At 42.5% G+C, this 24073-nt stretch carries 24 protein-coding genes; 17 read left to right on the top strand and 7 right to left on the bottom strand.

Annotated elements, in window-relative coordinates:
- Positions 1–29 precede the first annotated feature (29 nt).
- From J2X69_RS21785 to J2X69_RS21760, 6 genes are all read left to right on the top strand, one after another.
- Positions 30–1862, top strand: coding sequence for an ABC transporter ATP-binding protein (locus J2X69_RS21785; RefSeq protein ID WP_310108095.1), 1833 nt, complete (start codon positions 30–32; stop codon positions 1860–1862).
- 116 nt (positions 1863–1978) lie between these two features.
- Positions 1979–2353, top strand: a complete 375-nt coding sequence (locus J2X69_RS21780) for a hypothetical protein (protein WP_310108093.1) — start codon at positions 1979–1981, stop codon at positions 2351–2353.
- A gap of 74 nt (positions 2354–2427) precedes the next feature.
- The gene (locus tag J2X69_RS21775) at positions 2428–2619 is read left to right on the top strand and encodes a hypothetical protein (RefSeq protein ID WP_310108091.1); all 192 of its coding nucleotides are present in this window, start codon (positions 2428–2430) and stop codon (positions 2617–2619) included.
- 109 nt (positions 2620–2728) lie between these two features.
- Positions 2729–4267, top strand: coding sequence for a YifB family Mg chelatase-like AAA ATPase (locus tag J2X69_RS21770; protein WP_310108089.1), 1539 nt, complete (start codon positions 2729–2731; stop codon positions 4265–4267).
- Positions 4268–4729: 462 nt separating this feature from the next.
- Positions 4730–5194, top strand: coding sequence for an IS200/IS605 family transposase (tnpA, locus tag J2X69_RS21765; RefSeq protein ID WP_310108088.1), 465 nt, complete (start codon positions 4730–4732; stop codon positions 5192–5194).
- A gap of 301 nt (positions 5195–5495) precedes the next feature.
- Positions 5496–5939 (top strand): DUF2214 family protein, encoded by a 444-nt coding sequence (locus J2X69_RS21760; protein ID WP_310108086.1) that lies wholly within the window; start codon positions 5496–5498, stop codon positions 5937–5939.
- 29 nt (positions 5940–5968) lie between these two features.
- On the opposite strand, the gene J2X69_RS21755 is transcribed toward J2X69_RS21760, so the two are convergent.
- Positions 5969–7069 (bottom strand): aminotransferase class I/II-fold pyridoxal phosphate-dependent enzyme, encoded by a 1101-nt coding sequence (locus J2X69_RS21755; RefSeq protein ID WP_310108084.1) that lies wholly within the window; start codon positions 7067–7069, stop codon positions 5969–5971.
- A 273-nt stretch (positions 7070–7342) separates the two neighbouring features.
- Here J2X69_RS21755 and J2X69_RS21750 point away from each other — a divergent pair, with 273 nt between their 5' ends.
- From J2X69_RS21750 to J2X69_RS21740, 3 genes are read left to right on the top strand one after another with little or no spacing between them, the layout of a single operon-like run.
- A complete protein-coding gene (locus J2X69_RS21750; protein ID WP_310108082.1) occupies positions 7343–7873 on the top strand; it encodes an RNA polymerase sigma factor in 531 nt (176 codons plus the stop codon).
- The gene (locus tag J2X69_RS21745; RefSeq protein WP_310108081.1) at positions 7870–8556 is read left to right on the top strand and encodes a hypothetical protein; all 687 of its coding nucleotides are present in this window, start codon (positions 7870–7872) and stop codon (positions 8554–8556) included. The genes J2X69_RS21750 and J2X69_RS21745 overlap by 4 nt, the downstream gene beginning before the upstream one ends.
- A gap of 29 nt (positions 8557–8585) precedes the next feature.
- A complete protein-coding gene (locus J2X69_RS21740; protein WP_310108080.1) occupies positions 8586–9344 on the top strand; it encodes a hypothetical protein in 759 nt (252 codons plus the stop codon).
- A 267-nt stretch (positions 9345–9611) separates the two neighbouring features.
- Here the strand turns inward: J2X69_RS21740 and J2X69_RS21735 are convergent, their stop codons facing one another.
- A complete protein-coding gene (locus J2X69_RS21735; protein WP_310108078.1) occupies positions 9612–10088 on the bottom strand; it encodes a DUF4293 domain-containing protein in 477 nt (158 codons plus the stop codon).
- 103 nt (positions 10089–10191) lie between these two features.
- On the opposite strand from J2X69_RS21735, the gene truA reads away from it, so the two are divergent.
- The 6 genes from truA to hemE all read left to right on the top strand — a co-directional run bounded on the left by truA (position 10192) and on the right by hemE (position 15607).
- Positions 10192–10950 (top strand): tRNA pseudouridine(38-40) synthase TruA, encoded by a 759-nt coding sequence (truA, locus tag J2X69_RS21730; protein WP_310108076.1) that lies wholly within the window; start codon positions 10192–10194, stop codon positions 10948–10950.
- A 6-nt stretch (positions 10951–10956) separates the two neighbouring features.
- Positions 10957–12729 carry an ABC transporter ATP-binding protein gene (locus tag J2X69_RS21725; RefSeq protein ID WP_310108072.1) on the top strand — a complete coding sequence of 591 codons (1773 nt, stop codon included), beginning with the start codon at positions 10957–10959 and terminating at the stop codon, positions 12727–12729.
- A 37-nt stretch (positions 12730–12766) separates the two neighbouring features.
- Positions 12767–13348: a hypothetical protein gene (locus J2X69_RS21720; RefSeq protein WP_310108070.1), complete on the top strand. Its 582-nt coding sequence runs from the start codon at positions 12767–12769 to the stop codon at positions 13346–13348.
- Positions 13349–13350: 2 nt separating this feature from the next.
- A complete protein-coding gene (locus J2X69_RS21715) occupies positions 13351–13866 on the top strand; it encodes a hypothetical protein (RefSeq protein ID WP_310108068.1) in 516 nt (171 codons plus the stop codon).
- Positions 13867–13942: 76 nt separating this feature from the next.
- The gene (locus J2X69_RS21710; protein WP_310108066.1) at positions 13943–14455 is read left to right on the top strand and encodes a hypothetical protein; all 513 of its coding nucleotides are present in this window, start codon (positions 13943–13945) and stop codon (positions 14453–14455) included.
- 129 nt (positions 14456–14584) lie between these two features.
- On the top strand, positions 14585–15607 hold the full coding sequence (hemE, locus tag J2X69_RS21705) for a uroporphyrinogen decarboxylase (protein WP_310108065.1): 1023 nt from the start codon (positions 14585–14587) through the stop codon (positions 15605–15607).
- 34 nt (positions 15608–15641) lie between these two features.
- Here hemE and J2X69_RS21700 read toward each other — a convergent pair whose 3' ends face one another.
- Positions 15642–16448 carry an MOSC N-terminal beta barrel domain-containing protein gene (locus tag J2X69_RS21700; RefSeq protein ID WP_310108063.1) on the bottom strand — a complete coding sequence of 269 codons (807 nt, stop codon included), beginning with the start codon at positions 16446–16448 and terminating at the stop codon, positions 15642–15644.
- A gap of 439 nt (positions 16449–16887) precedes the next feature.
- Here J2X69_RS21700 and dnaK point away from each other — a divergent pair, with 439 nt between their 5' ends.
- Positions 16888–18813, top strand: coding sequence for a molecular chaperone DnaK (gene dnaK / locus J2X69_RS21695; RefSeq protein ID WP_310108061.1), 1926 nt, complete (start codon positions 16888–16890; stop codon positions 18811–18813).
- A 120-nt stretch (positions 18814–18933) separates the two neighbouring features.
- Positions 18934–19308, top strand: coding sequence for a co-chaperone GroES family protein (locus tag J2X69_RS21690; protein WP_310108058.1), 375 nt, complete (start codon positions 18934–18936; stop codon positions 19306–19308).
- A 71-nt stretch (positions 19309–19379) separates the two neighbouring features.
- Here the strand turns inward: J2X69_RS21690 and J2X69_RS21685 are convergent, their stop codons facing one another.
- From J2X69_RS21685 to hemB, 4 genes are all read right to left on the bottom strand, one after another.
- Entirely contained in the window at positions 19380–19667 is a 288-nt protein-coding gene (locus J2X69_RS21685; protein WP_310108056.1) for a hypothetical protein, read from the bottom strand.
- Positions 19668–19963: 296 nt separating this feature from the next.
- On the bottom strand, positions 19964–21148 hold the full coding sequence (locus tag J2X69_RS21680; protein ID WP_310108054.1) for a porin: 1185 nt from the start codon (positions 21146–21148) through the stop codon (positions 19964–19966).
- A gap of 93 nt (positions 21149–21241) precedes the next feature.
- A complete protein-coding gene (locus J2X69_RS21675) occupies positions 21242–22540 on the bottom strand; it encodes an ammonium transporter (protein WP_310108053.1) in 1299 nt (432 codons plus the stop codon).
- A gap of 520 nt (positions 22541–23060) precedes the next feature.
- Entirely contained in the window at positions 23061–24029 is a 969-nt protein-coding gene (gene hemB / locus J2X69_RS21670; RefSeq protein WP_310108051.1) for a porphobilinogen synthase, read from the bottom strand.
- Positions 24030–24073: the final 44 nt, after the last annotated feature.

Below are 24073 nucleotides of genomic sequence, written 5' to 3'. Positions count from 1 at the left end.
TTTCGGGATTATTCTATGAATAACAGTTTATGAAAACTTACCTGCGGATACTTTCCTATGCCAAGCCTTACGGGAAATTCGTGCCTATTTATATCATTTACGCATTTCTTGCCATTGTTTTCGGACTGCTGAATTTCACGTTGCTCAAGCCACTTTTTGATGTAATCTTCGAGCAAGTGGATCCCATATCACTTACCCAATATGCCGAAAAGCCTGAATTCAGCTTTTCTCTGGCCTACTTCTCCCATCTCTTCAACTACAATTTCCTACAGATCGCGGAGGAGTACGGAAAAATGGGCACACTATATTATGTCTGTGCCATCATCGTCATTTCGGTTTTCCTTTCTAACCTATTCACCTACTTGTCCGGAGTAGTTTTGGCAAAAGTCCGTGCGATTGTCATCAAACGCATGCGCATGGACATTTTCGGGCAGGTCACCAAGCTTCACATCGGCTACTTCAGCAACGAGCGGAAAGGTGATCTGATGTCCAAGATGACCAATGATGTGCAAGAAGTCGAAAACACCATAGTACAGTCGCTTCGTGTAGTATTCCGTGAGCCCGTTACCATTATTCTATATTTCTCGGTACTCTTCTTCATGTCTGCCAAGCTGACACTTTTCACCATATTGATCATTCCGATTACCGGTGCGATCATCGGAGGCATTACCAGAAGGCTCAAGAAAAAGGCTGTACAAAGCCAGGAATCTCTGGGAAGAATTGTGAATATCCTCGATGAAACCCTAGGCGGAATGCGGGTAATCAAAGCCTTCAATGCAGAGCGATTTATGAATGGCAAATTCGATCAAGAAACTGATTACTATGCCGGCGTAAATGTCAATATGGCCCGAAAGAATGAGCTCGCCTCTCCTATTTCCCAGTTTCTAGGTGTATTTGTGGTAGCAGGGATATTGGTCTACGGAGGAGGACTGGTCCTCAGCGGCAATTCTGATCTCGGTGCTTCAGACTTCATTACTTACATTATCATATTCACCCAAGTCTTAAATCCAGCAAAAGAAATATCCCGTGCTGTAAGTAGTATTCAGCGGGGAATTGCCTCGGCAGAGCGTATTTTCACCGTAGTCGATACTCCAACTCAAATCAGCTCGCCTGCCAGTCCGGCCACATTGGGTTCTTTTGAACAATCAGTAGAAGTCAAAAATGTGAGTTTCGCCTATCAAGATCAATGGGTACTGAAAGACATTAATTTCACCTTGGGCAGAGGTAAAACAATAGCGCTTGTCGGGCCTTCCGGAGGAGGGAAATCTACGCTGGCAGATTTGATCCCAAGATTCTACGATCCTACTGAAGGAGAAATTCTTCTGGACGGGAAAAATCTAAAGGCCTTTGATATCAAAGATTTGCGTAGCCTGATGGGAATAGTGACACAAGAATCCATCTTATTCAATGATACAGTCTTCAATAACATCGCATTTGGAGTGGATGGCGCCACAGAGGAACAGGTAGTGGAAGCTGCGAAAATTGGCAATGCACATGAATTTATTGAAAAAATGGAAGGTGGATATAAAACTTCAATTGGAGAACGCGGTTCCAAACTTTCCGGCGGTCAAAGACAGCGGCTTAGCATAGCCAGAGCCGTATTGAAAAACCCTCCAATTTTAATACTTGATGAAGCAACATCTGCCTTAGATTCCGAATCTGAGCATTTGGTGCAAGAAGCACTCACCAAGCTAATGAGCAATAGAACGACCCTTGTGATCGCACATAGACTTAGCACGATTCAGCATGCGGATGAGATTTTGGTCATTGAGCAGGGAAAAATTGTTCAGAGAGGAACACATTCGGAGCTAAGTCAAACAGAAGGCTTGTATCAGAAGCTTTCTAGTATTCAGTCGGTTTAGTATATTCGTTAAAACTAATTCTAAATCCCGTGAAATCACGCATGTCGAAGATGAGACGCAAACCAAGATTATCATCTCTTTCAGGATATAGCCACTAAAAATCAAATTATAATCATATGAAAAAACTTCACCAAATCCTTCAAATAGCCCTTTTAGTCTATTTTGGTGCTTTTCTTATTTTCTTCATTGCCTTTGACACCCTGGGAGGGATCTTCGGAATGGAGGAAATCACATCAGATTCCATGGTGACCGTAATAATGATTGGTTTAATCCTATTTCTTGCTGCTTGGGGCAGTAGCTATGCGGCATACAGCAGTCTTTCTTCCCAAATCAAAAAGATGGAAAGCGAAACACATGCGCTTAAAGCCAAGATTTATGATTTCGAACATCCGGCTGCTCCTGCAAAACCGATTGCCCGGCCAGCCACCAAACCGACACAAGATTCGGATCAGAGTAATATTGCTCCACGCCAGAATTTCACAGACGAATAGCATTTATCCAAAATTCATTCCTCAAGGAAACCTTACCGGTTTCCTTTTTTTATGTACCTGCTAAAAGTGCCTTAATGTCTATTTTCAGAAACTTTTTATGGAAACTTGTGACACTTGATGCCGGAGCCCCTTGGGCGCTCTTCAGCATTGAATCTGATCGGACTGAAACAAAGAATGTTGCCGATCAACATCCTGAAGTGGTTGAAGAATTAGATAGCCTTTGGCACCATTGGGCTGAGAAAAACAATGTCATTCCAAAGCCATAAACTGTCCCCAAAACTGCTTTCGAGGGAAATTTATGTAAATTCATAAGAATTTTATTTTCCTAATGCCTTATATTAATGAAACCAATTAGGTTTCCTTTTTTTGTAAATTATGGTAGCTAAAACTTTTGGAAGCGCAGTATCGGGCGTAGATGCCAATATTATCACGATAGAAGTGAATGTGGGACAAGGCACCAGTTTCTTTATGGTGGGACTTCCCGATTCGGCTGTAAAAGAATCACAGCAGCGGGTGGAAAGTGCCCTGAAATATTATGGATACAGAATGCCACGACAAAAAGTCGTGATAAATCTGGCTCCGGCAGATGTCCGCAAAGAAGGTTCTGCTTATGATCTGCCTATTGCAATGGGGATTTTACAGGCTTCTGAGCAGGTGGGATTTCCTGAACTTGGGGATTATGTACTCATGGGCGAACTCTCGCTGGATGGTAATCTCAGACCCATCAAAGGCGTACTTCCAATAGCAATAGAAGCAAGAAAGAAAGGCTTCAAGGGCTTTATCCTTCCTTTGGAAAATGCAAAAGAAGCCTCTATCGTCAATAATCTGGATATAATAGGAGTGGAAACGATGCAGCAAGCCACTGATTTTTTGATGGGAGAATTGCAGATACCCCCCCTAGTGACGGATACACGTGAGATTTTCTACCATTCGCTGGATGATATTGAATTTGACTTTGCTGATGTACAGGGGCAGGAAAACATCAAGCGTGCGATGGAAATCGCAGCAGCCGGTGGGCACAATGTAATCATGATAGGTCCTCCCGGAGCGGGTAAAACCATGCTTGCCAAGCGCCTTCCTTCTATTCTTCCACCACTAACGTTGGTAGAAGCACTGGAAACGACCAAGATCCACTCCGTCGCCGGCAAGCTTGGCAAAAACGGATCTTTGCTTGCAAATCGCCCATTTCGATCTCCCCATCACACGATAAGCGATGTGGCACTCGTGGGAGGAGGCGGAAATCCTCAACCGGGAGAAATCTCCCTAGCTCACAACGGAGTATTGTTTTTAGATGAATTGCCCGAATTCAAACGAACGGTGCTTGAGGTGATGCGTCAGCCACTGGAAGAGCGAAGGGTAACGATCTCCAGAGCGAAAGTATCCGTGGATTTCCCTGCCAATTTTATGCTGATCGCGAGTATGAATCCTTGTCCGTGCGGTTATTACAACCATCCCGAGAAAGAATGTGTCTGCGGGCCGGGAATTGTACAGCGGTATTTGAACAAAGTATCAGGACCACTACTGGATCGTATAGATCTGCATGTGGAAGTGACTCCGGTGAAATTTGACGAAATGACCTCCACCCGCAAAACCGAATCCAGCAAGGAAATCCGCGAGCGGGTGATTGAAGGCAGAGAGCGTCAAAAAGAACGATTCAAAGACAATCCTGAGGTTTTCTGCAATGCCATGATGCCATCCCATATGGTCAAGCAGATCTGTCAGATCAATGAAGCCGGAAAAACACTTCTGAAAACAGCAATGGAACGATTGGGATTATCTGCCAGGGCTTATGACAGAATATTGAAAGTGGCGAGAACCATCGCCGACATTTCAGGCAGTGAAGAGATCAAAGTGGAACATCTTGCCGAAGCGATTCAATACAGAAGTTTGGATCGTGAAGGCTGGGCGGGGTGAGAATGAAGTTTGAAATTAGGAATTATGGCTAAAAGGAATACGCAGGCTAAACACAAAGAAGACCTGCACAAAAAACAGTGCTTCTTGGATGAATATGAAGATCTTTTGAAAACCCACGAAATAAAATATGATAAACGTTATATTTTTAAACCAATCGAAGAATAGCGCTGTACCTAAAGGCACAGCTAAACATGTGACCGCAATTCTTTTACCCATAGTTTGCCCCTAAAGGGGCGACGAGTAGGAGAATAAGGGCAATAAAAACACGCTGCATCAAAGCGTCCAGAACCAATTTACCATCAAAAACATCAACTCCTTAACATTGTCCGGAGCATTTTCACACTGCCAACAACCTGAATCTTACATACCCAAAACCGTCCCGTAGGGACATACTACGGGTAGCACATTAATTTATCGTAACCCCAGCCGTGCCTTTAGGTATGGCTCTAAATTTTTCAAATCATGGCAAACACCTACACACAAATCCACATTCAAGCTGTTTTCGCAGTACAAAACAGAGTATCATTGATCCTTCCCACGTGGAAAGATGAATTATACAAATACATCACAGCCATAGTTTCAAAATATGAGCACAAGCTCCTGCAAATAAACGGAATGCCAGACCACATCCACTTGCTATTGGGTTTTCGACCGACTCAATCACTGTCAGATCTTATGCAGGAAGTGAAGCAAGATTCTTCAAAATGGATAAATTCAAAAGGATTTGTAAAAGGAAAATTTTCCTGGCAAGGTGGGTATGGTGCATTCTCATACAGTAAAGATCAAGTTCCCAGGGTAATCCACTACATCCAAAATCAGGAAAATCATCACAAAAAACAGTGCTTCTTGGATGAATATGAAGATCTTTTGAAAACCCACGAAATAGAATATGATAAACGCTATATTTTTAAACCAATCGAAGAATAGCGCTGTACCTAAGGGCACAGCTAAACATGTGACCGCAATTCTTTACCCATAGTTTGCTCCTAAAGGGGCGACGAGTAGTAGAATAAGGGCAATAAAAACACGCTGCATCAAAGCGTCCAGAACCAATTTACCATCAAAAACATCAACTCCTTAACATTGTCTGAAGCATTTTCACACTGCCAACAACCTGAATCTTACATACCCAAAACCGTCCCGTAGGGACATACTACGGGTAGCACATTAATTTATCGTAACCCCAGCCGTGCCTTTAGGTACGGCCCTAAAACATACAAAACACCACATGACCACCGAAATTCTCCTCCGCTACCTTCATTTTATCAGCATATTTGCGATTGTTGGATCGCTGGTTTCTGAGCATCTATTACTTAAACCCACCATGATGCGAAAAGAAATCAAGAGAATAGCTACAATTGACGGGGTTTATGGAATGGCTGCCCTGACGCTTTTGGCCGTTGGTCTTACACTTTGGTTGGGAGAATATGGAAAGCCATCGGGATTTTATACGCATAATTTTATCTTTCATATCAAAATCACACTTTTTGCGACGATAGGAATTCTGTCTATTTATCCTACCGTATTTTTCATCAAAAACGGAAAAGGTGATCCGGAGGAAGCCGTATCTATCCCAAAAGCTATTGTGATGCTGCTAAGAATGGAACTCTTGCTATTGTTTATCATTCCTCTATTGGCAGGATTGATGGCAAGAGGGATAGGGAGCTTTTGAAGAAATATCGGAAGGGCTAACTACACATCTTATTTCAGAGCATTTTCCATGTCCTCCAATAAATCATACAAGTGTTCCAACCCCACCGACACGCGGATTAAATTCTGGGGTGTCAAGGTATTAGGCCCTTCTGACGCTGCTCTCCGTTCTATTAAACTTTCCACACCTCCGATACTGGTCGCATTGGTGAAATAGTTGAGTTTGGAAATCACACGATCTGCATCATCAGCGTCACCTTTTACCTGAAAAGACAAAATACCTCCAAATCCCGTCATCTGATTAGCGGCAACCGGATGTCCGGGGTGGGATTTCAAGCCAGGGTAATAAACTTTCTCCACCGCATTGTGAGTTGAAAGAAAATTAGCCAGAGCCATCGCATGCTCCGTGTGACCTTTCATACGGTATGGCAAGGTCTTGATACTTCTGCACAAATAATAGCAATCCATCGGTGAAGGCACTGCTCCTCCACTAATCTGCACATTTTTCACTCTCTCCCAGAATTCATCTGTTTCTTTCGTAATCAAAGCCCCTCCCAAAATATCCGAATGACCTCCAAAATATTTGGTACTGGAATGCATCACAATATCCGCCCCAAAATCAATTGGATTCTGGAAAACAGGTGTGGCAAATGTATTGTCACAGGCTAAAATGGCTCCTTTTTCCTTAGCCAAGCGGGAGATTGCCGAAATATCCGTAATCTTCAACAAGGGATTGGAAGGTGTCTCCACCCAAACCAATTTTGTATTGGATTGGAATGCAGCTGCTACCTTTTCCAAATCCGCCATATCCACGAAGGTGACTTCCAGGACGCCTTTGAACATGGAAAGAATCGCATTTTTCAAACCATGATACATATCTTCAGGAGCAATCAAATGAGATCCTGATTCCAGCGCCTGAAACACAGCAACTCCTGCTGCGTTGCCTGACGAAAACGCCGCAGCATCTGCACCTTTCTCCAATCCTGCCAATAATTTCTCCAACGCATGGCGGTTTGGATTATTTGCCCTCGCATAGATCATCGATTCAGGTTGATGGACAAACGTCGTGCTGAGGGTGATCGGCTGGACAACAGGCTTTTCGGAATCTGAGACAATATTTCCTCCGTGTATGGCGAATGTTTCGAGTTTCATGAGTTTATAATTGTTTTCTATTTGTCACCCCGATTAGTCGGGGCAGATTATGGAATCTCGCAAGCAGGATAATCATACCAGTGTGTGACGCTTGAGTCATGCTCGATTTCATAAATTGGTTGTTAATACTTGCAAAAGGCAGAGCCTGAAATTACCAATATTTCCGTGTGTGGGAAAAGAATTTGTAAAATGCCATCAAGTCAGCGTAAAACTTTTGATTCCAATTCCAACCTTTTGGCTACTTAGTAACTCTCTTAAGTACAAAACAATTCTATGAATCCTCAAAAGCTAGACACAAACCTGATATCAAACGTCCTCAAGGGCGAAAGATCAGCTCAGTTTCAGCTTTTTGAATTGACCAAGGGTATGCTTTACTCTGCCTGTTACAGGATAGTCAACGATGAGGATGAAGCAAACGACGCACTCCAAGACGCCTATGTGGAGATTTTCCAGAAGATCCACACACTGAAGCATCCGGAGGCATTGATAGGATGGATGAAAACGATCACGATTCGCAAGGCGATTCTGCAAAACAAAAAGAAAATCCATTTCGAGGAAATCGAAAAAGTGGACCCGGAATCCGGCGAAGAGTTCGATTCTTGGTTTGACGCAGAAATTCTTGATCAAGCGATCGAAAGCTTACCCGCCGGTGCACGGGCGGTGTTTCTTCTTCTATCGGTAGAAGGATATTCCCACAAAGAGTCCGCAGAAATGTTGGGGATTTCCGAGAGCACTTCCAAGTCCCAGTTGCATTATGCTAAGACGCTCTTGAAAAAGCGAATTACTAAACTACTGCAAGCATGAATAAGTATAGTCCAAAACAAGATTTATGGAGCAAGATTCAGCAGCGGAAGGATTTCGATCTTCAGGTAAAGGAGCATGTAGCGAATCTTCCTGAGAGAATGCCTAAAGCCGATCTCTGGAACACCATAGAAAGCGAACTTGACCACAAAACCCCAGTAGTTGCCCTGTGGAAATACAGACTGGCAGCTGCTTCCATCGCATTGATTTTGGCTCTTTCCGGTATAGCGTATCTGGAATTTGGATACAAGGATGTGAAACCTCAATTGATCACTGAGGTGAATGCACCTTCTCATGAATTTATAATCCCTGATAAAAAACCTGTCACAGAAGCAGAATCGACTTTAAATGCAACCATAGAATCTCAACTGGGAAAAACTAGAACAAATGCATCCCCAAAGCAACCGGTCAAGAGGGAAACAATTGCTGTCATCGAACTCCCAAAGCTTGATTTAGAAGATCTAGTCATTGAAAACACGGTGGTTTCTGAGTTGAAAACTCCATCCATCCCCGAACCGGAGGAGCTACAGACACTGCATAAAGTCAAAATATCATGGGGGTTTCAGGACAATAAAAAACTCCAGACCACCTTCGGCTCTCGCAATCCGGAGAACATTGATAACCAACAAATCGGGAGATCTGAACAACCCAAAAATTCCATTAAGATAAATTTCCAAAAACAGTAAACAGCTAAAATTTTCAAACTAAAATTATCATGAAAAGAATCCTATTCGTTTCTTGTCTGGCTATGCTATGTGCTTTTCAAGCCTCAGCCCAGGCAGTAGAAAACAAACTTTCCACTTCCAATCAGGAATGGCTGGACAGAGATTGGCCGGTAACCGACACGCTTGTATTTGATTTCCCAAATGAAAGCAAATTGGTCTTGTACTTTAATAACACAGAATTCAATGTAGAGGAACTGACTGAAGAATTTGAACCGCTACTTCGAAAAGCAACCAATTTCCCAGAATTCACCACCATTGCTTACCGGCTTGGTGAAAATTTCCCTTCCACCGGTTTAAAGCATGTGAAATACCAACTTGAGAAAAAATACATCCCTTACATAGACAGTCTGGAAATGACTTTTCCCGTTGGTCTGGACTATACAGGAGGAGATTTTACGCCGGTAGTTGGATTCAGAGCGCTTGTGAATTGGCGCAATTTCTCACTTGGCGGATCCATCACCAATACTGTTTATTTTCCTGAGCGGATAGAAAACAATGTCAAAGTGAACAGTAACTGGTTTGCAAATGCAGAATTTGCATGGGAATTCGGAAACTTGGAAAGATCGAGAAGAAATATCTTTGGAGTGGGTTATTTGATCAATGAAAACAAAAGCCAACTATTCAGCGGCACCACGATGCAGGCGTATTACAATAGAAAATTGAGCAAAAATATTTCTATCCAAGTAGGTGTGATCAGCACCGAGAATTTCAAAACCTTCTATCCTACAGTGGGAATAAGGTTCTGGTAAAAACTGACCGAGAAGTACGGCTTCTGGAGAAGCCGCACAACTCATAACTAATAAATAAAGCCAGCGATCTGCTGGCTTTATTCATTTTAGAGGTTCCTTGCCAATAGATGGCAGGCAGGCTTCATGGTGCCTCCTCGGAATTATGAGGTTCCCTGAGCGTCACTGCGAGAAGGCACGACGAAGCAGTCTCTCATTTTTAGTCGGGATTGCTTCGTTCCTCGCAAAGACGGAGACTTCGGTCTTCCGTCCCCCTGCTTCTAGCCCAACTTATCTAATTCTATCCACCGATTTGATAAGTGCCTCATCTTTTCTGATAAAGCGATTGGCCAGCATATTACACACCATAGCTATCAAAATCGCCCAGAAGCCAATTTGGTACTCACCATTATCGGCAGCAGCCAGCTCTGTATTCATACTGTTCGTGATCAAAAAAACAATTGCGACCAGTCCCACCATCACTAGAGAGTTCATCATATTGATCATCATTTGCCTCCCCCTGTTTCTGTATTGGAAGATAGAAATAATAGCCAAAAGCCCAACAAATGCAGCCATCGCAGCGATATACCAATTAGATGATGTCTGAAGCACCTCCCCGGTAGCACTTCTTTGCTCCAAAAACAGCGCATTAAGACTCCATACTTCTCCGGAATCTGCTGCTTCTTGTACCCAAAGGTCTAAGCCCAAAGTAAATCCCATGGCTGCAGCCACGAGTAAAAGAAAAACTGATTGTAAGCGCTGGATCATTTCTTTGTGATTTTTTTAACAAAGAAAAGGCCTTACGCCTTCATTACCAAGGAAAGCAGGTTTCTCACTATGATTTGATTGGGAATAGTATCTTTGCAGCCGTATGAGTGAGCGCAAAAGATATTTCTTGGACCTAAGCTATAAAGGCACGGGTTATCATGGTTGGCAAATCCAAGAAAACGCATATACAGTTCAAGAGGCTTTGGAAGCCGGACTTTCTACTTACTTTCGAAATCCTATCTCTGTGATGGGGAGCGGACGCACAGATACAGGAGTGCATGCAAGCATGCAGGTTTGTCATTTTGATACCGGACAGGAAATAGACAGGAGCAAATTTCTCCGGGCTATAAACGGCATATTGCCTAAGGACATTTCGATCAATGCTATCCGAGAGGTCAAAGTGGATGCTCATGCAAGATTCAGTGCAAAAAGCAGATCATACATTTATCGGATGATTTTGCAAAAAAGTCCCTTTCTGGAGGACTATGTCTGGAGGCATTACTTCAATCCGGACATACACCGAATGAATGAGGCTGCCAAAATTCTTTTGGAACATCCGGATTTCGAGTGCTTCAGTAAGGTGCATACAGCCGTCAAACATTTTCGCTGTGAAATAAAATCAGCTTATTGGGAACAAAAAGAGGGTGAATTGCAATTTCATATAACTGCGAACCGATTTTTGCGTGGAATGGTAAGAGCAATCGTAGGAACTCTGGTGGATATTGGACTTGGCAAAATGGAACCTGAGGAAATGCATCAAATTATTGAATCGCGAAATCGAAAGAAAGCAGGAAAATCAGCACCTGCATGTGGGCTATTTTTAAGTCACATTGAATATTCAGAAGACATTTATTTAGACTAGTTTACCTTGAGCTTAGAACAAGAAAAATCCTCCTCCGGCGAAATCGTCGATTCAAAAGTACTCAAGCAGCTATACGGTTTTGTGAAACCTTACAAAGCTCAGTTCTACTTTCTGATCTTTCTTACCGTCGCTCTGGCTATTTTGGCACCTACCCGCCCCTATTATATTCAGGTAGCGATAGATGATTATGTGGCCGTAGGCGACAGTGCCGGACTTTTGCGTATTATCTACTTACTTATAGGGTTGATGATCGTGCAGGCCTTTGTACAGTGGGCGCACACCTATTACTCCGGGTGGATCGGCCAAGTGATCATCCGAGACATTCGGGTAAAGCTATACAAACACCTTCTCAAACTCCGTCTGAAATTCTTCGACAACACACCAATCGGAAGACTAGTCACTAGAAACATTTCTGACATAGAGACTCTTGCGGATGTATTCTCCGAGGGATTGGCGGCAATTATAGGCGACCTTTTACAGCTCGTGACTATCCTCGGTGTCATGTTTTACATTGACTGGAAGCTTACGCTGGTAAGTTTGTCCACCTTGCCTCTGATGATTATTTCTACTTATGTATTCAAGGAGAAAATCAAAGTAACCTTCAATGATGTAAGAAACGCCGTTTCCAATTTGAATTCTTTCCTGCAAGAACATATCACCGGGATGAATATTGTACAGATTTTCAACCGTGAAGACAGGGAGTTCGAAAAATTCAAAGAAATAAACAAGGAGCACAGAAGAGCGCATATACGCTCGGTACTTTATTACTCTATTTATTTCCCGGTGGCTGAAATTATCCAGGCAATTGGAATAGGTCTCGTGGTCTGGTACGGTGCGGTGGGAGTATTGGGAATGCAAATCGAAATTGGGGTTTTGATATCCTTCATCATGTATCTGCAGCTTTTCTTCCGGCCTATCCGGATGATTGCTGACAGATTCAACACACTTCAGATGGGTGTGGTAAGTTCTTCCCGCATTTTCAAACTGCTTGAAAGCGATGAGCACATAGCCAATGAAGGGAATTATAGCCCTGCCAAAGTCAGAGGAAACATCAAATTGGAAAATGTCTGGTTTGCCTATGTGGATGAAGACTATGTGCTGAAAGACATCAGTTTCGAAGTAGAATCAGGTCAGACCGTCGCACTCGTGGGAGCCACAGGAGCAGGCAAATCATCCATTATTAATTTGATTTCCAGATTCTATGAGATCAATAAGGGAGATATTTCCATCGATGGACATGATATCCGTGAATTTGAACTGGACAGCTTACGTAAGCACATCGGGGTAGTTCTCCAGGATGTTTTCCTATTTTCCAATACAATTTTCTACAACATCACGTTAGGTAATCCTGACATCACCCGTGAGCAAGTGATGTATGCAGCGGAGCTTGCCGGTGCAAAACGGTTTATAGAAAGGCTTCCGGGCGGGCTTGATTACAATGTGATGGAGCGTGGATCGACACTTTCTGTTGGGCAGCGCCAATTGATATCTTTTGTAAGAGCTATGGTTTACAATCCTGAAATAATCATTCTGGATGAAGCCACATCATCTGTGGATACAGAAACAGAGGAATTGATTCAGGAATCCATAGAAACGATGATGACGGGAAGGACATCCATCGTGATCGCACATAGACTCTCCACTATCCAAAAAGCGGATAAAATCATTGTTCTGCATAAAGGGGAAATCGTAGAAACAGGCACCCATGACTCCCTATTGGAGTTGGGCGGCTACTACACACAATTGCACCAGATGCAACTCAAGACCATGGCGATTTAGCCTGATTATTGCATTAAAATTCAAAAACATAGATCAAGTGAAGTACAGATTAATTACCCTGTTAGTATTATTACCATTCCTCAGTTTTGCACAAGAAAGGGGAGTTGGACTCCGCCTAGGAGAACCGCTATCCATTACTTACAAAGATTTCCTTACCGAATATATTTCTATTGAGGGAATGATAGGAAGTGCCGGGATAAACGGGGCCAGCTACTACCAGAGAAATTTTGAGAAAAAACTTCCTGAGCCAAACGCATTCTACATTTCCCACAGTGCCAATAAAGGGATCTCTTTCAATGTACGTTCTGCGTATCATGAGGACATTACGGATGTTTTTGGAATCACTGAAGGATATCTTCTTGCGTACGGGGGTGCCGGTATTCAATTAAGAACCACCAAGGTCACTTATTCTTACGCAGACGGGCTGAATTCTTCTCTGATAAAAAAAGACAGTCGCACAAATGTTGATTTTGGACCGGAAGCATTTGTTGGGGCAGAGTACTATTTTGATGATGTCCCCCTCTCTGTTTTTGGTGAATTTGGTTTTTTTCTGGAATTGATTGACCGCATAGGGCATATCAAAGGCCAGGGGGGAATTGGAGTACGTTACCTTTTCTAAGAATGAAAAAGATTTTGGTTTTAGCCATTGCCGTGCTGAGCATTCTTACAATCGTAGGATATTGGGGCTTTGGTAAATTAGGCGGAAACACTCCTATTGAAGTACAACTGATCAAAAGCAAGCCCGAAAATCTTTCAGGAATAACCTATAGAGGAACTCCCGGAAACAAGGAGTTGGGTGAGATTTTTCAAAAGGTTGAGACTCAAAAAGGGTTGCATCCCGGAAGCCACCTTCACACCATATACGAAGTGGAACCTGCCGGAAAACATGACACCATGGTTGTTTTTGTAGCCATTAATCAAACCCTTCCAATCTCTGATTTGGAGTTCCGTTCCTTTGACAACAAGGAGTACTTACTCGCCACAATAAAAAGCAATAAATGGGTAATGCCGAACCCGGAGTCGGTTAAGGAAAAGCTGAATGACTATGCCAAAGAGAATAAGTTGGAACTTAGTGGCGTTTATATAGACAAAATCATTTCTGAAAACCATGTTCAGGTCATCGCGCCAGTCAAGTAGAAGTTAAGGTTTTTTAACCAACCATTTAATGGCACAATTCGTGAAAGCATTTTACTAACCTTAATAAACTACCTGTATGAAAAATATAAACTTATTAATTCTGGCTCTATTTGGGCTTGTAATGTTCCAAGGATGCGAAGGACCGCAGGGGCCTGCAGGTGAACCGGGAACCAATATCGTATCAGAAGTTTTTGAAATAGAAGTGGATTTTACTGCTGATGATGATTATAGCAATACTAGTTTTTTTGAGCCCCCGATCATAGGAAGTGATGTAGTACTTGCTTTTATAATGTGGGAAGCGGATGGGGCAACTCCTATCTGGAGAGCAATGCCTCAGACAACATATTTTCAAGGAGGAGCTATTTTAGTATATAATTACGATTTCACCAGCAGTGATTTCAGACTGTTCTTAGATGGTGACGTAGACTTTGATTCACTTGACGCCTCCTTTACAGAAAATCAACTATTCCGTATAGTTGTTGTGCCCGGTGATTTCGCTTCCGCAAATGCCAGAATTGATTTAACTGACTATAATGCGGTAACTCAACTTCTTGGATTAACCGATGAAGATTTCAAACGGATAAAATAGAAATAGTCCTTTAAAACATTACCCTAAACCAACTGATTACCACAAGCCGGATCGATGTCTTACATGGGTTCGGCTTTTTTATGTACTTATTTTTCCTGCCAAAAATAAATTGGCGCTTATCTTTGTCCTATGCATTTGAAAAACGACCTTTTACTTCGAGCCGCCAAAGGCGAATCTACAGAACGAACACCGGTTTGGCTGATGCGCCAGGCAGGAAGAATTTTGCCTGAATACAGAAAAGTAAGAGAAAGCGTCAGCGGATTCATTGAGCTTGCCCAAACTCCCGAACTTGCTGCCGAAGTGACCATACAGCCAGTGGATTTATTGGGAGTAGATGCTGCTATTATTTTTTCAGACATTTTGGTGATACCGGAAGCGATGGGTTTGCCTTATGAAATGGTAGAAAAAAGAGGTCCGCTATTCCCAAATACGGTACGATCTGAGGCTGATCTTAAAAAACTACATATCTCCGATGGCTCAGAGCTTCGATACGTGACGGACGCCATTTCCATCACCAAAACAGCTTTGAATGGCCGTGTACCATTAATCGGTTTTGCGGGTGCGCCGTGGACTATCTTCTCCTACATGGTGGAAGGACATGGCAGCAAAACATTCTCTACGGCCAGAGAGATGCTTTATACTCAACCGGCATTTTCTCACAAATTGCTCCGGATGATCACTGATAGCACGATCAATTACCTGAAAGCCCAGATCGAAGCAGGAGCACAATTGGTGCAGCTCTTTGACAGTTGGGCGGGAATCTTGGGGCCTAAGCAATATTCGGAATTTTCTTTGCCGTATATCGCCCAGATCTGTGACGCCATTACCTCAGTTCCCAAAACTGTTTTTGCCAAAGGTGCATTTTTTGCCAGAGAAGAGATGGGCAAATTGAATTGCGAAACGATAGGTTTGGACTGGAATATGGGAATTGCCGAATCAAGAAAATTGATCGGGTCAGATAAAACATTGCAGGGAAATCTAGATCCTGCCGCACTTTATGGTACTGCCGACCAAGTACGTGAAGCGACTATAAAAATGATGGAGCAATTCCGGGGCACGAGACACATTGCCAATCTCGGGCATGGTGTTTACCCGGATATTAATCCTGAGATGGTCAAAGTCTTTATTGAAACCGTGAAAGAGTTTAAATAGGCCAAATAAAAATAATTCATGAATACTATTAATCTTATTGAGGCCTAAGCTCGTCTCCAACCCTGATTACTCCTGTTGACAAGGCAACCATATTTTGCCCGAAAAGAATTTTGTTGCCAACTTTTCTATAGGTAGCCAGAGTCTTCAACGGTTCCGCACCTTTGGCACCTGTCTCCTGTTCCACTGTTACCATCACACAGCGAGAGCATGGTTTTATTACCTGAAAGTCCACTTCGCCTATTTGTATTTTCTTCAGAGAATCCTCCACGAAGGAGTCCCCACCCGAAAAGACAATATTTGGTCGAAAGCGATTCATTGATACGGGTGAGTCCAATCGGGAATTAAGATCTGCCAGTGATTCTTGACCGATTAGCAAGTAGGGCATGCCATCCGCAAAACTTACCGATTCACCATTTACAGCATATTTCGGGTCTACTTTTCGCTCTGTGGTATCGGGCATTTTTACCAGACGAACCTTCATGCCAAGCATGCTGCTAAACCAATTGTCAAATTCCTTATCGACCAAGCTAGCCCTCATCTCATCATCCCAAACTTTCACTGATAAGTTCTCCTCCCCTTCGTAGTCATAGGGAATACGAATCAATTCATCCGGATTGGATTGGTGATATACGGTGAGTGAATCCTCTCCTATTTTTACTTGCAGCAACACCATCAACGGAAAAGTACGCTGTGAGATAAATTTACCGGACTCATCTACCAGCATCCACCGGCGGTCCAGTTGAAATCCCCTTTCCTCAACCTTAGCTTCGGAGAGCCGTATTCCGGCAAGAGATTTAATCGGATACACATATAGGTCTTGGATTACTAATGGTCTTGACATGCTCTAAAAATAAGTCTCTATACTAGAAAATGCTTCCTTCAGACGAGGAAAAATTAAAAAGAAGATGCAAATTCCTTCAAATAAGTCCATATCGAAGATACTATTTCCAATTCTCTATTGGCAGTAAGTATCCCCATCCCCAGCAAAATCACAAGGCACCAGCGGCATCGTTCGTTCATATTTCCCCTAAAAAATGATTTCATTATAACTAGTAGATGCAAGCGCAGGCAAATTGGTTGCAAACACGAACTGTTTTTTCTAAAAAACTGTCAGCTTGGATATTCAGAATGAACAGATAAATGACAATTCAGTATTTTTCTTCACCTGCACGTGTCAACTTTTCTGCCAATGTGACACAAAACGCTGTGAATTCCCAGATGGCACATCCATTGAAGAACGGGAGATATATCAATTTGAAATAACTTAAAAACATATACTCATGGGAAAAATCATAGGCATTGACTTAGGAACCACCAACTCCTGCGTAGCAGTGATGGAAGGTAATGAACCTGTAGTCATTCAAAACAGTGAGGGAAGAAGAACCACACCTTCAATTGTGGCTTTCCTTGACAACGGGAACGGTGAGCGTAAAGTGGGAGACCCTGCCAAACGTCAGGCTATCACCAACCCTGCCAACACCATCTCTTCGGTTAAAAGATTCATGGGCAAAAAGTTCTCTGAAATTTCTGAAGAGAAAAAACACGCCTCATATAAAGTAGAGAAAGGATCTAACGACACCGTTACTGTAAAGATCGGTGACCGTTCTTATACTCCTCAAGAGCTATCTGCCATGATTCTTCAGAAAATGAAGAGTACTGCGGAAGACTTCTTAGGTCAAACAGTGACCGAAGCAGTTATCACAGTCCCTGCTTATTTCAACGATTCCGAGCGCCAGGCCACCAAAGAAGCCGGTCAGATCGCAGGTCTTGAAGTGAAGCGTATCATCAACGAACCAACTGCAGCGGCTTTGGCGTATGGTATGGACAAAAAGCATCAGGACATGAAGATTGCTGTGTATGACCTTGGCGGTGGTACATTTGACATCTCGGTTTTGGAACTTGGTGATGGCGTATTTGAAGTGAAATCTACCAACGGTGATGTTCACTTAGGTGGTGATGACTTTGATCAAGTGATCATGAACTGGCTGGCAGAAGAGTTCAAATCCGAAGAGCAAATCGATCTTAGACAAGATCCAATGGCACTTCAGAGATTGAAAGAGGCTGCCGAAAAAGCTAAAATTGAGCTTTCCAGCTCTGCATCTACTGAAATCAACCTGCCTTATATCACAGCAACTCAAACAGGCCCTAAGCACTTGGTGAGAACTTTGAGCCGTGCGAAGTTTGAGCAACTTTCCGAAGATTTGGTAAGACGCTCTATGGAGCCTTGCAAAAAAGCATTGGCAGATGCCGGAATGAGCCCTTCCGATATTGACGAAGTAATCTTGGTAGGCGGTTCTACCAGAATCCCTAAAATTCAGGAAGAAGTTGAGAAATTCTTCGGTAAAAAGCCTTCTAAAGGAGTAAATCCTGATGAGGTAGTAGCTATCGGAGCTGCCATTCAAGGCGGTGTGTTGACAGGTGAAGTGAAAGACGTTCTTCTTTTGGATGTGACTCCACTTTCTCTGGGTATCGAAACTATGGGCGGTGTATTCACCAAACTGATCGAATCTAACACCACTATCCCTACCAAAAAGTCGGAAACATTCTCAACCGCTGCCGATAATCAGCCTGCTGTGGATATTCATGTACTTCAGGGAGAGCGTGCTATGGCCAAGGATAACAGAACAATTGGCAGATTCCAGCTTTCTGATATCCCACCTGCACAGAGAGGTGTTCCTCAGATCGAAGTGACTTTCGACATCGATGCCAACGGTATCCTAAATGTGTCTGCAAAAGATAAAGGAACAGGCAAAGAGCAGAAAATCAAAATCGAAGCTTCTTCAGGGCTTTCTCAGGAAGAGATCGACAGAATGAAATCCGAGGCTGAAGCAAATGCGGCAACTGATAAAGCTGAAAAAGAGAAAATTGACAAATTGAACCAGGCTGACAGTTTAGTATTCCAAACTGAGAAGCAGTTGAAAGAATATGGAGACAAGCTTTCCGAAGGCAACAAAACTGCAATCTCAGGAGCACTTGATACTCTTAAAACTGCTCATCAATCTCAAAACATTGAAGGAATTGAATCTGCAATGGAAGGATTGAACAAAGCTTGGGAAGCTGCTTCTACAGAAATGTACAATGCGGCAGGTGCTGAAGGTGCAGGTGCTGCGGGCACTGATCCGAATGCCGGCGCAGGTTCTGCTGATGCCGGAGACGGAGTCTCTGATGTAGATTACGAAGAAGTAAGCGAAGAAGAGAAAAAATAATAGCTCCTTAAGCTAGACCAACTAAGATGGCATCTGTGTAAAAGCAGGTGCCTTTTTAGTTACAGAGCCCATGATAAAGAATCTTGGCTCTTATAATTTGATCCTTAGAAACCATAAGCCATGCAATTGACAGCAGAGAATAAACTTAAGAAATTGATTGTAGTGGGAGATCGGGTATTGATCCGATTGAAGAAACCCAATGAAAAGACGGGTTCAGGCCTGTATCTCCCACCCGGGGTACAGGAGAAAGAAAAAGTACAGCAAGGCTACATCATCAAAGCTGGTCCTGGATACCCTATCCCGGTAGCTACAGATGATCATGAGCCATGGATGGATAGCGAAGAAAAGGTAAAATATGTTCCTCTTCAAGCCAAAGAAGGAGATTTGGCTATATTCCTACTTTCCGGCGCACATGAAGTGATCTATGAAGGAGAAAAGTACTATATAGTTTCTCAAGCGGCAGTTTTAATGCTTGAAAGAGAGCAGGATCTCTAAAAAAAAAGCCCAGAAATGATTCTGGGCTTTATCTTTAACAACTTATTGAATTATTTTAATGGAAGGACAATTTAATTTTTCCAAACTTTTTTGTTTTTAGCCTTTGGTCCTTTTGGCCGATCCTGTTCTTTTCGAACATAGATGATGGTTTTACCGGAATCTGTTTTCTCCCAAACTTTAAGGTTCTTTGCTTCAGGCCCTTTGGAATCAATAGGTTCAGAATAAAACTTCAATGGTGATGCATTTGCTGTCCTTTCTTCGACAGTTGCATTCTTAGCTTTTGGACCTTTCAAGGTAGATTGTGAAAATCCCACTGCCGATACCATCATAATTGCAAGTAATAATACCGATCTCTTCATAACACATATAGTTTAAGTTACACTTACTTATCTATACTTAGGAAATAGGAAAAGGTTACGCTAAATCAGTATTAATTCAATGTTTTTTGACAAATGATAAAATTATATTTTCCAAATTAATTATAAACTTATTTTATACCGTTTTAAAATAAACTTATAATACAATTTACAACAGCATTTTCGGAATAGCTAGATTGAGAATCAACCTACTTTAAACCATAAACTAATAAAAACAAAAAAACCGGGACGAAATCCATCCCGGCTTTTAATATTAACAATAGACCCTGATTATATCCTTAGAAAGCAAATACAGCCGCCAACATAAATGACGCTAAGCTCTTTGAATCGTTCAAATCATTATTCTTAAAGAAGTCATTACTCATGGAGTCCAATCTCAACTCAGGAATAAGTGTCAGATTCTTGCTTACCCTTAGATTTCCTGATAGTGTGGTAGCAAAAACACTGCCGTCTCCACTAGTATTGAGACCGACAACATCTTCCAAACCTCCGTTAAACACGCTGAAGTATTCTCCACGAAGACCGATAGAAAATTTATCAGAAGTAGCAGCTTGCAAATACGCCGCTACACCATAAAACCCGGCACCATCCCCATCGGCATCCTGCACCGCCGAACCTGTATAGAACTCACCGGCAGAAGTAGTATTATAGGTAGTGTTTAATCCCAAGTAAAATTTCTCACTAAGATTGAACCCAGCAGTCAAATCAACTTGGAATGTGCTTCCCATGGAAGCCTGATTCGGCACCAAAGTTCCATTGTCATCGAGTTTGCCGTCCTGATCTCCATACACAACGTTCAAATAAGCACTTCCCGCATCGGTAGAATATCCCAATTGAGCTCCATATGTATAAGTTCCAAGAAGATTAAATTCCGTCATATCCGTAGGGTTCATCACGGCAGCCATTAGTGACCATTTGTCAGAAAGCGCAAAATCTGCTTTCAAACCGGTATGGGAGAATGGTCCATTGGAGAACATATATGAAGTAGAGTAGTTGAAATTAGCTGTAGGAGAAATCACCTCATAACCAAGGAAAGTATTGAAATTACCCATTGTCAAGGTCACTACGTCGGACACATTCCAGTACACGTAAAGCTGATTGACAATCTGAGAACTCCCGGCCATTCCACCGGCAAACATCGGAGAACCAAAAACAGCCTGCTCACCTCTAGGTCCAAAAACCAAATCAGCTACCGCCCCTACTTTCTCTCCTTGGTAAGTCGCAATAATATTGGCCATGCCTAAAGAAAAACCAGGCAGATTAGCAAAGGATGTTGCAGGAGCCTGAAAATCTTCGCCCTTGTTAGGGCCATTAAAGTTCGTTCTGAAATAAGCATCTACAGAACCTGAGAAAGTTAATTTAGAAGATTCACTCTCTTCTTCGACAATGATAACCTCCTGCGCAAAGCTGATGGAAGACACTGAAAGCAGCAGCGCAACTATGGATAGTTGAATTTTTTTCATGTTACAAATTGGTAATGGTTTAAAATAGGATTGATCAAATAAAGCCCGCCCAAGAAAAAGCGCTTTCCCTGGGCAGGAAATGTTATTTTTAGACTATTCGTCGTACACAATGGTATAGCCTCGGATTCCATGCTCATGTGAATCCAAGCCGCTACGCTCATGCTCTTCAGATACACGAATGCCAACAGTCTTTTTCAGGACAAAGAATATTAGGAAAGCAGCAGAGAAAGCAACAACCCCACAGATAGCCACACCAGTCAACTGAATGAGGAAAGAATGCTCAGGGTTGGTCGAAAAAATACCCACTGCCAATGTACCCCAAATACCACATGTCAGATGGACGGAAACTGCGCCGACCACATCATCAAGCTTAAACCTATCCAACAACACCGCTGAATACACTACCAATATCCCGGCTACAAAACCGACAAATACTGCAGCCAAAGGATTGATCACATCAGCACCGGCGGTAATACCGACAAGACCTGCAAGTATGCCGTTAAGTACCATCCCAAGATCCAAACGCTTGAACACCAAGTTACCCGCAAGGAATCCTCCTATCCCACCGGCACAGGCAGCCAGACAGGTAGTAACCAGCACGAATGAAACCAATGCAGGATCTGCAGACAGCACCGAACCGCCATTAAATCCGAACCAGCCCAACCAAAGTAAGAAGACACCGATTACTGCCAGAGGGACACTTGCGCCAGGCTTGTCTACAGTCTTTCCGTCAACATATTTACCGATTCTGGGACCGACTAATATCACTCCTGCAAGTGCTCCCCAGCCACCTACGGAGTGGACCAACGTGCTTCCTGCAAAGTCATAGAAGCCCATCGCATCCAATGCTCCTCCTCCCCACTTCCAGCTTCCGATTAACGGATACACTACCCCTACATAGATTAGGGTAAAAACAAGGTAAGCCCACAGCTTCACACGTTCCGCAATCGCACCCGAAACAATTGTGGCAGCTGTAGCGGCAAACATAGCCTGGAACAAGAAATCTGTCCAGTAGGTATAGCCTCCTTCAGCATAGTCGACAGTCACGTCCGCATCTGCGGGGGAGAACCAAAACATACTCCAGCCAGATGCATCAAACCCAAACCATCCCGGAGTTTCAAATCCCGGATACATCAGATAGAATCCTACAAAGGCATAGGACAAAATGCCGATGATAGGGGTGATCGTATTTTTGAATAGGATGTTTACAGTGTTTTTGGCCTGGCCAAATCCTGCCTCTACTCCCGCAAAGCCTAAGTGCATGATAAACACTAAAGCTGTCGAAAGCATCATCCAGACGTTGTTTGTCGTGAGAAGATTTTGTGAAATCTCAGCAGACAAGTCCATTGTTGCGGCCACATCTTGGGCCAACAGTGTTGCGAAATACTTCATAGGTTAGATATAGTTAAAAGAACAATTTTCAGAATTTACAATAGGTTTAGAAGATTAATCTACAGCCGAATGTAATTATATTATTTCCAAAAAAACAAATCCATTTTTACAATTAATGCATATAAAAGTCATTTTTGAGATCATTTTAAATCCTTTTTTTGCATTTTTTTCAAAAATTATTGAAAAAGTGGCTCTTTTGTAAACCACATAAACAAAAAAATATTATTTGGTTAATGTCTATAAAATTTTACGAAACCGATTACCAAAGGTGCTATTCAGAACATTGCTAAAAAAAATACCATGAAATTAGAATATTATTTGTAAAAAGTAGAAAAAACAGGTTTTTATTCAAACATACAGTATTTACGAAAAATATAAATTTTCAATAAATGGATATTTTTTTCACCATTACCTTAAAAATTACCATCAAATAATATCAAAACGGTCTATTATATAACCTACAAACATAAAAAAAACCAGCCTAAGCTGGTTTTTAACTCATATACAAAAGCACATTGTACTATCTAGCCAAACTTGCATATTCTTTGGCGAAATATGTAAGTATCACCTTCGCTCCGGCACGTTTAATACTCAGCAAGATCTCAAGCATGGCCCGGTCGTTGTCAATCCAGCCTCTTTCCGCTGAAGCCTTCACCATACTGTACTCGCCGGACACATTGTAAGCCGCTATCGGCAACGGGAAGTTTTCTTTGAGAAGCCTAATAATATCCAAATACGAGAGCGCAGGCTTCACCATTAGAAAATCCGCCCCTTCTTCTGTATCTAAGTCGCCTTCGATTAATGCCTCTTGCGAATTTGCAGGATTCATCTGATAGGTCTTTTTATCACCGAATTTAGGAGCAGAATCCAGCGCATCCCGAAAAGGACCATAGAACGCACTGGCGTATTTGGCAGTGTATGACATAATAGAAGTGTCTGTAAACCCATTTTCATCCAATAGATCCCGGATATACCCCACTCTTCCATCCATCATATCCGAAGGACCAATGATATCGACACCGGCGTCCGCTTGCGCAAGAGACATTCGGGCCAAAATCTCCAGAGTCTCATCATTCAGGACTTTCCCATCCTTCACCAATCCATCATGACCATCGCTGCTGTAAGGATCCATGGCAACATCAGACATAAGACAAACTTCCGGAAATTGTTTTTTGATTTCACGGAGAGCCTTCAGGTAAAAAGTTTCCGGATTATAGCTTTCGGAAGCTATCGGATCTTTGAGGGACTCCGGGTAAGCGGGAAAAACATCAAACGCGGTAATACCGAGCTTAAGGCATTCTTCTATTTCTTTAAGAAGAAGGTCTTGGGAAAATCTGAAAATCCCCGGCATAGACTTGACTTCAATTTTCCGGTTTGATCCATCGATCAAGAAAAGCGGAAAAATCAGGTCCTTCACAGACAGACTGGTTTCTTCTACCAAGTTTCTAACTGATTCAGATTTGCGGTTTCTTCGTGGTCTTCTTTGCATGATTTTTAATGTGTTCAGCGTCCCCAAAGTTAACCATAGGGATT

This window comes from Algoriphagus sp. 4150 (genome assembly GCF_031457395.1).
GTDB lineage: Bacteria > Bacteroidota > Bacteroidia > Cytophagales > Cyclobacteriaceae > Algoriphagus.
This window is presented reverse-complemented; position numbering and strand designations above follow the sequence as displayed.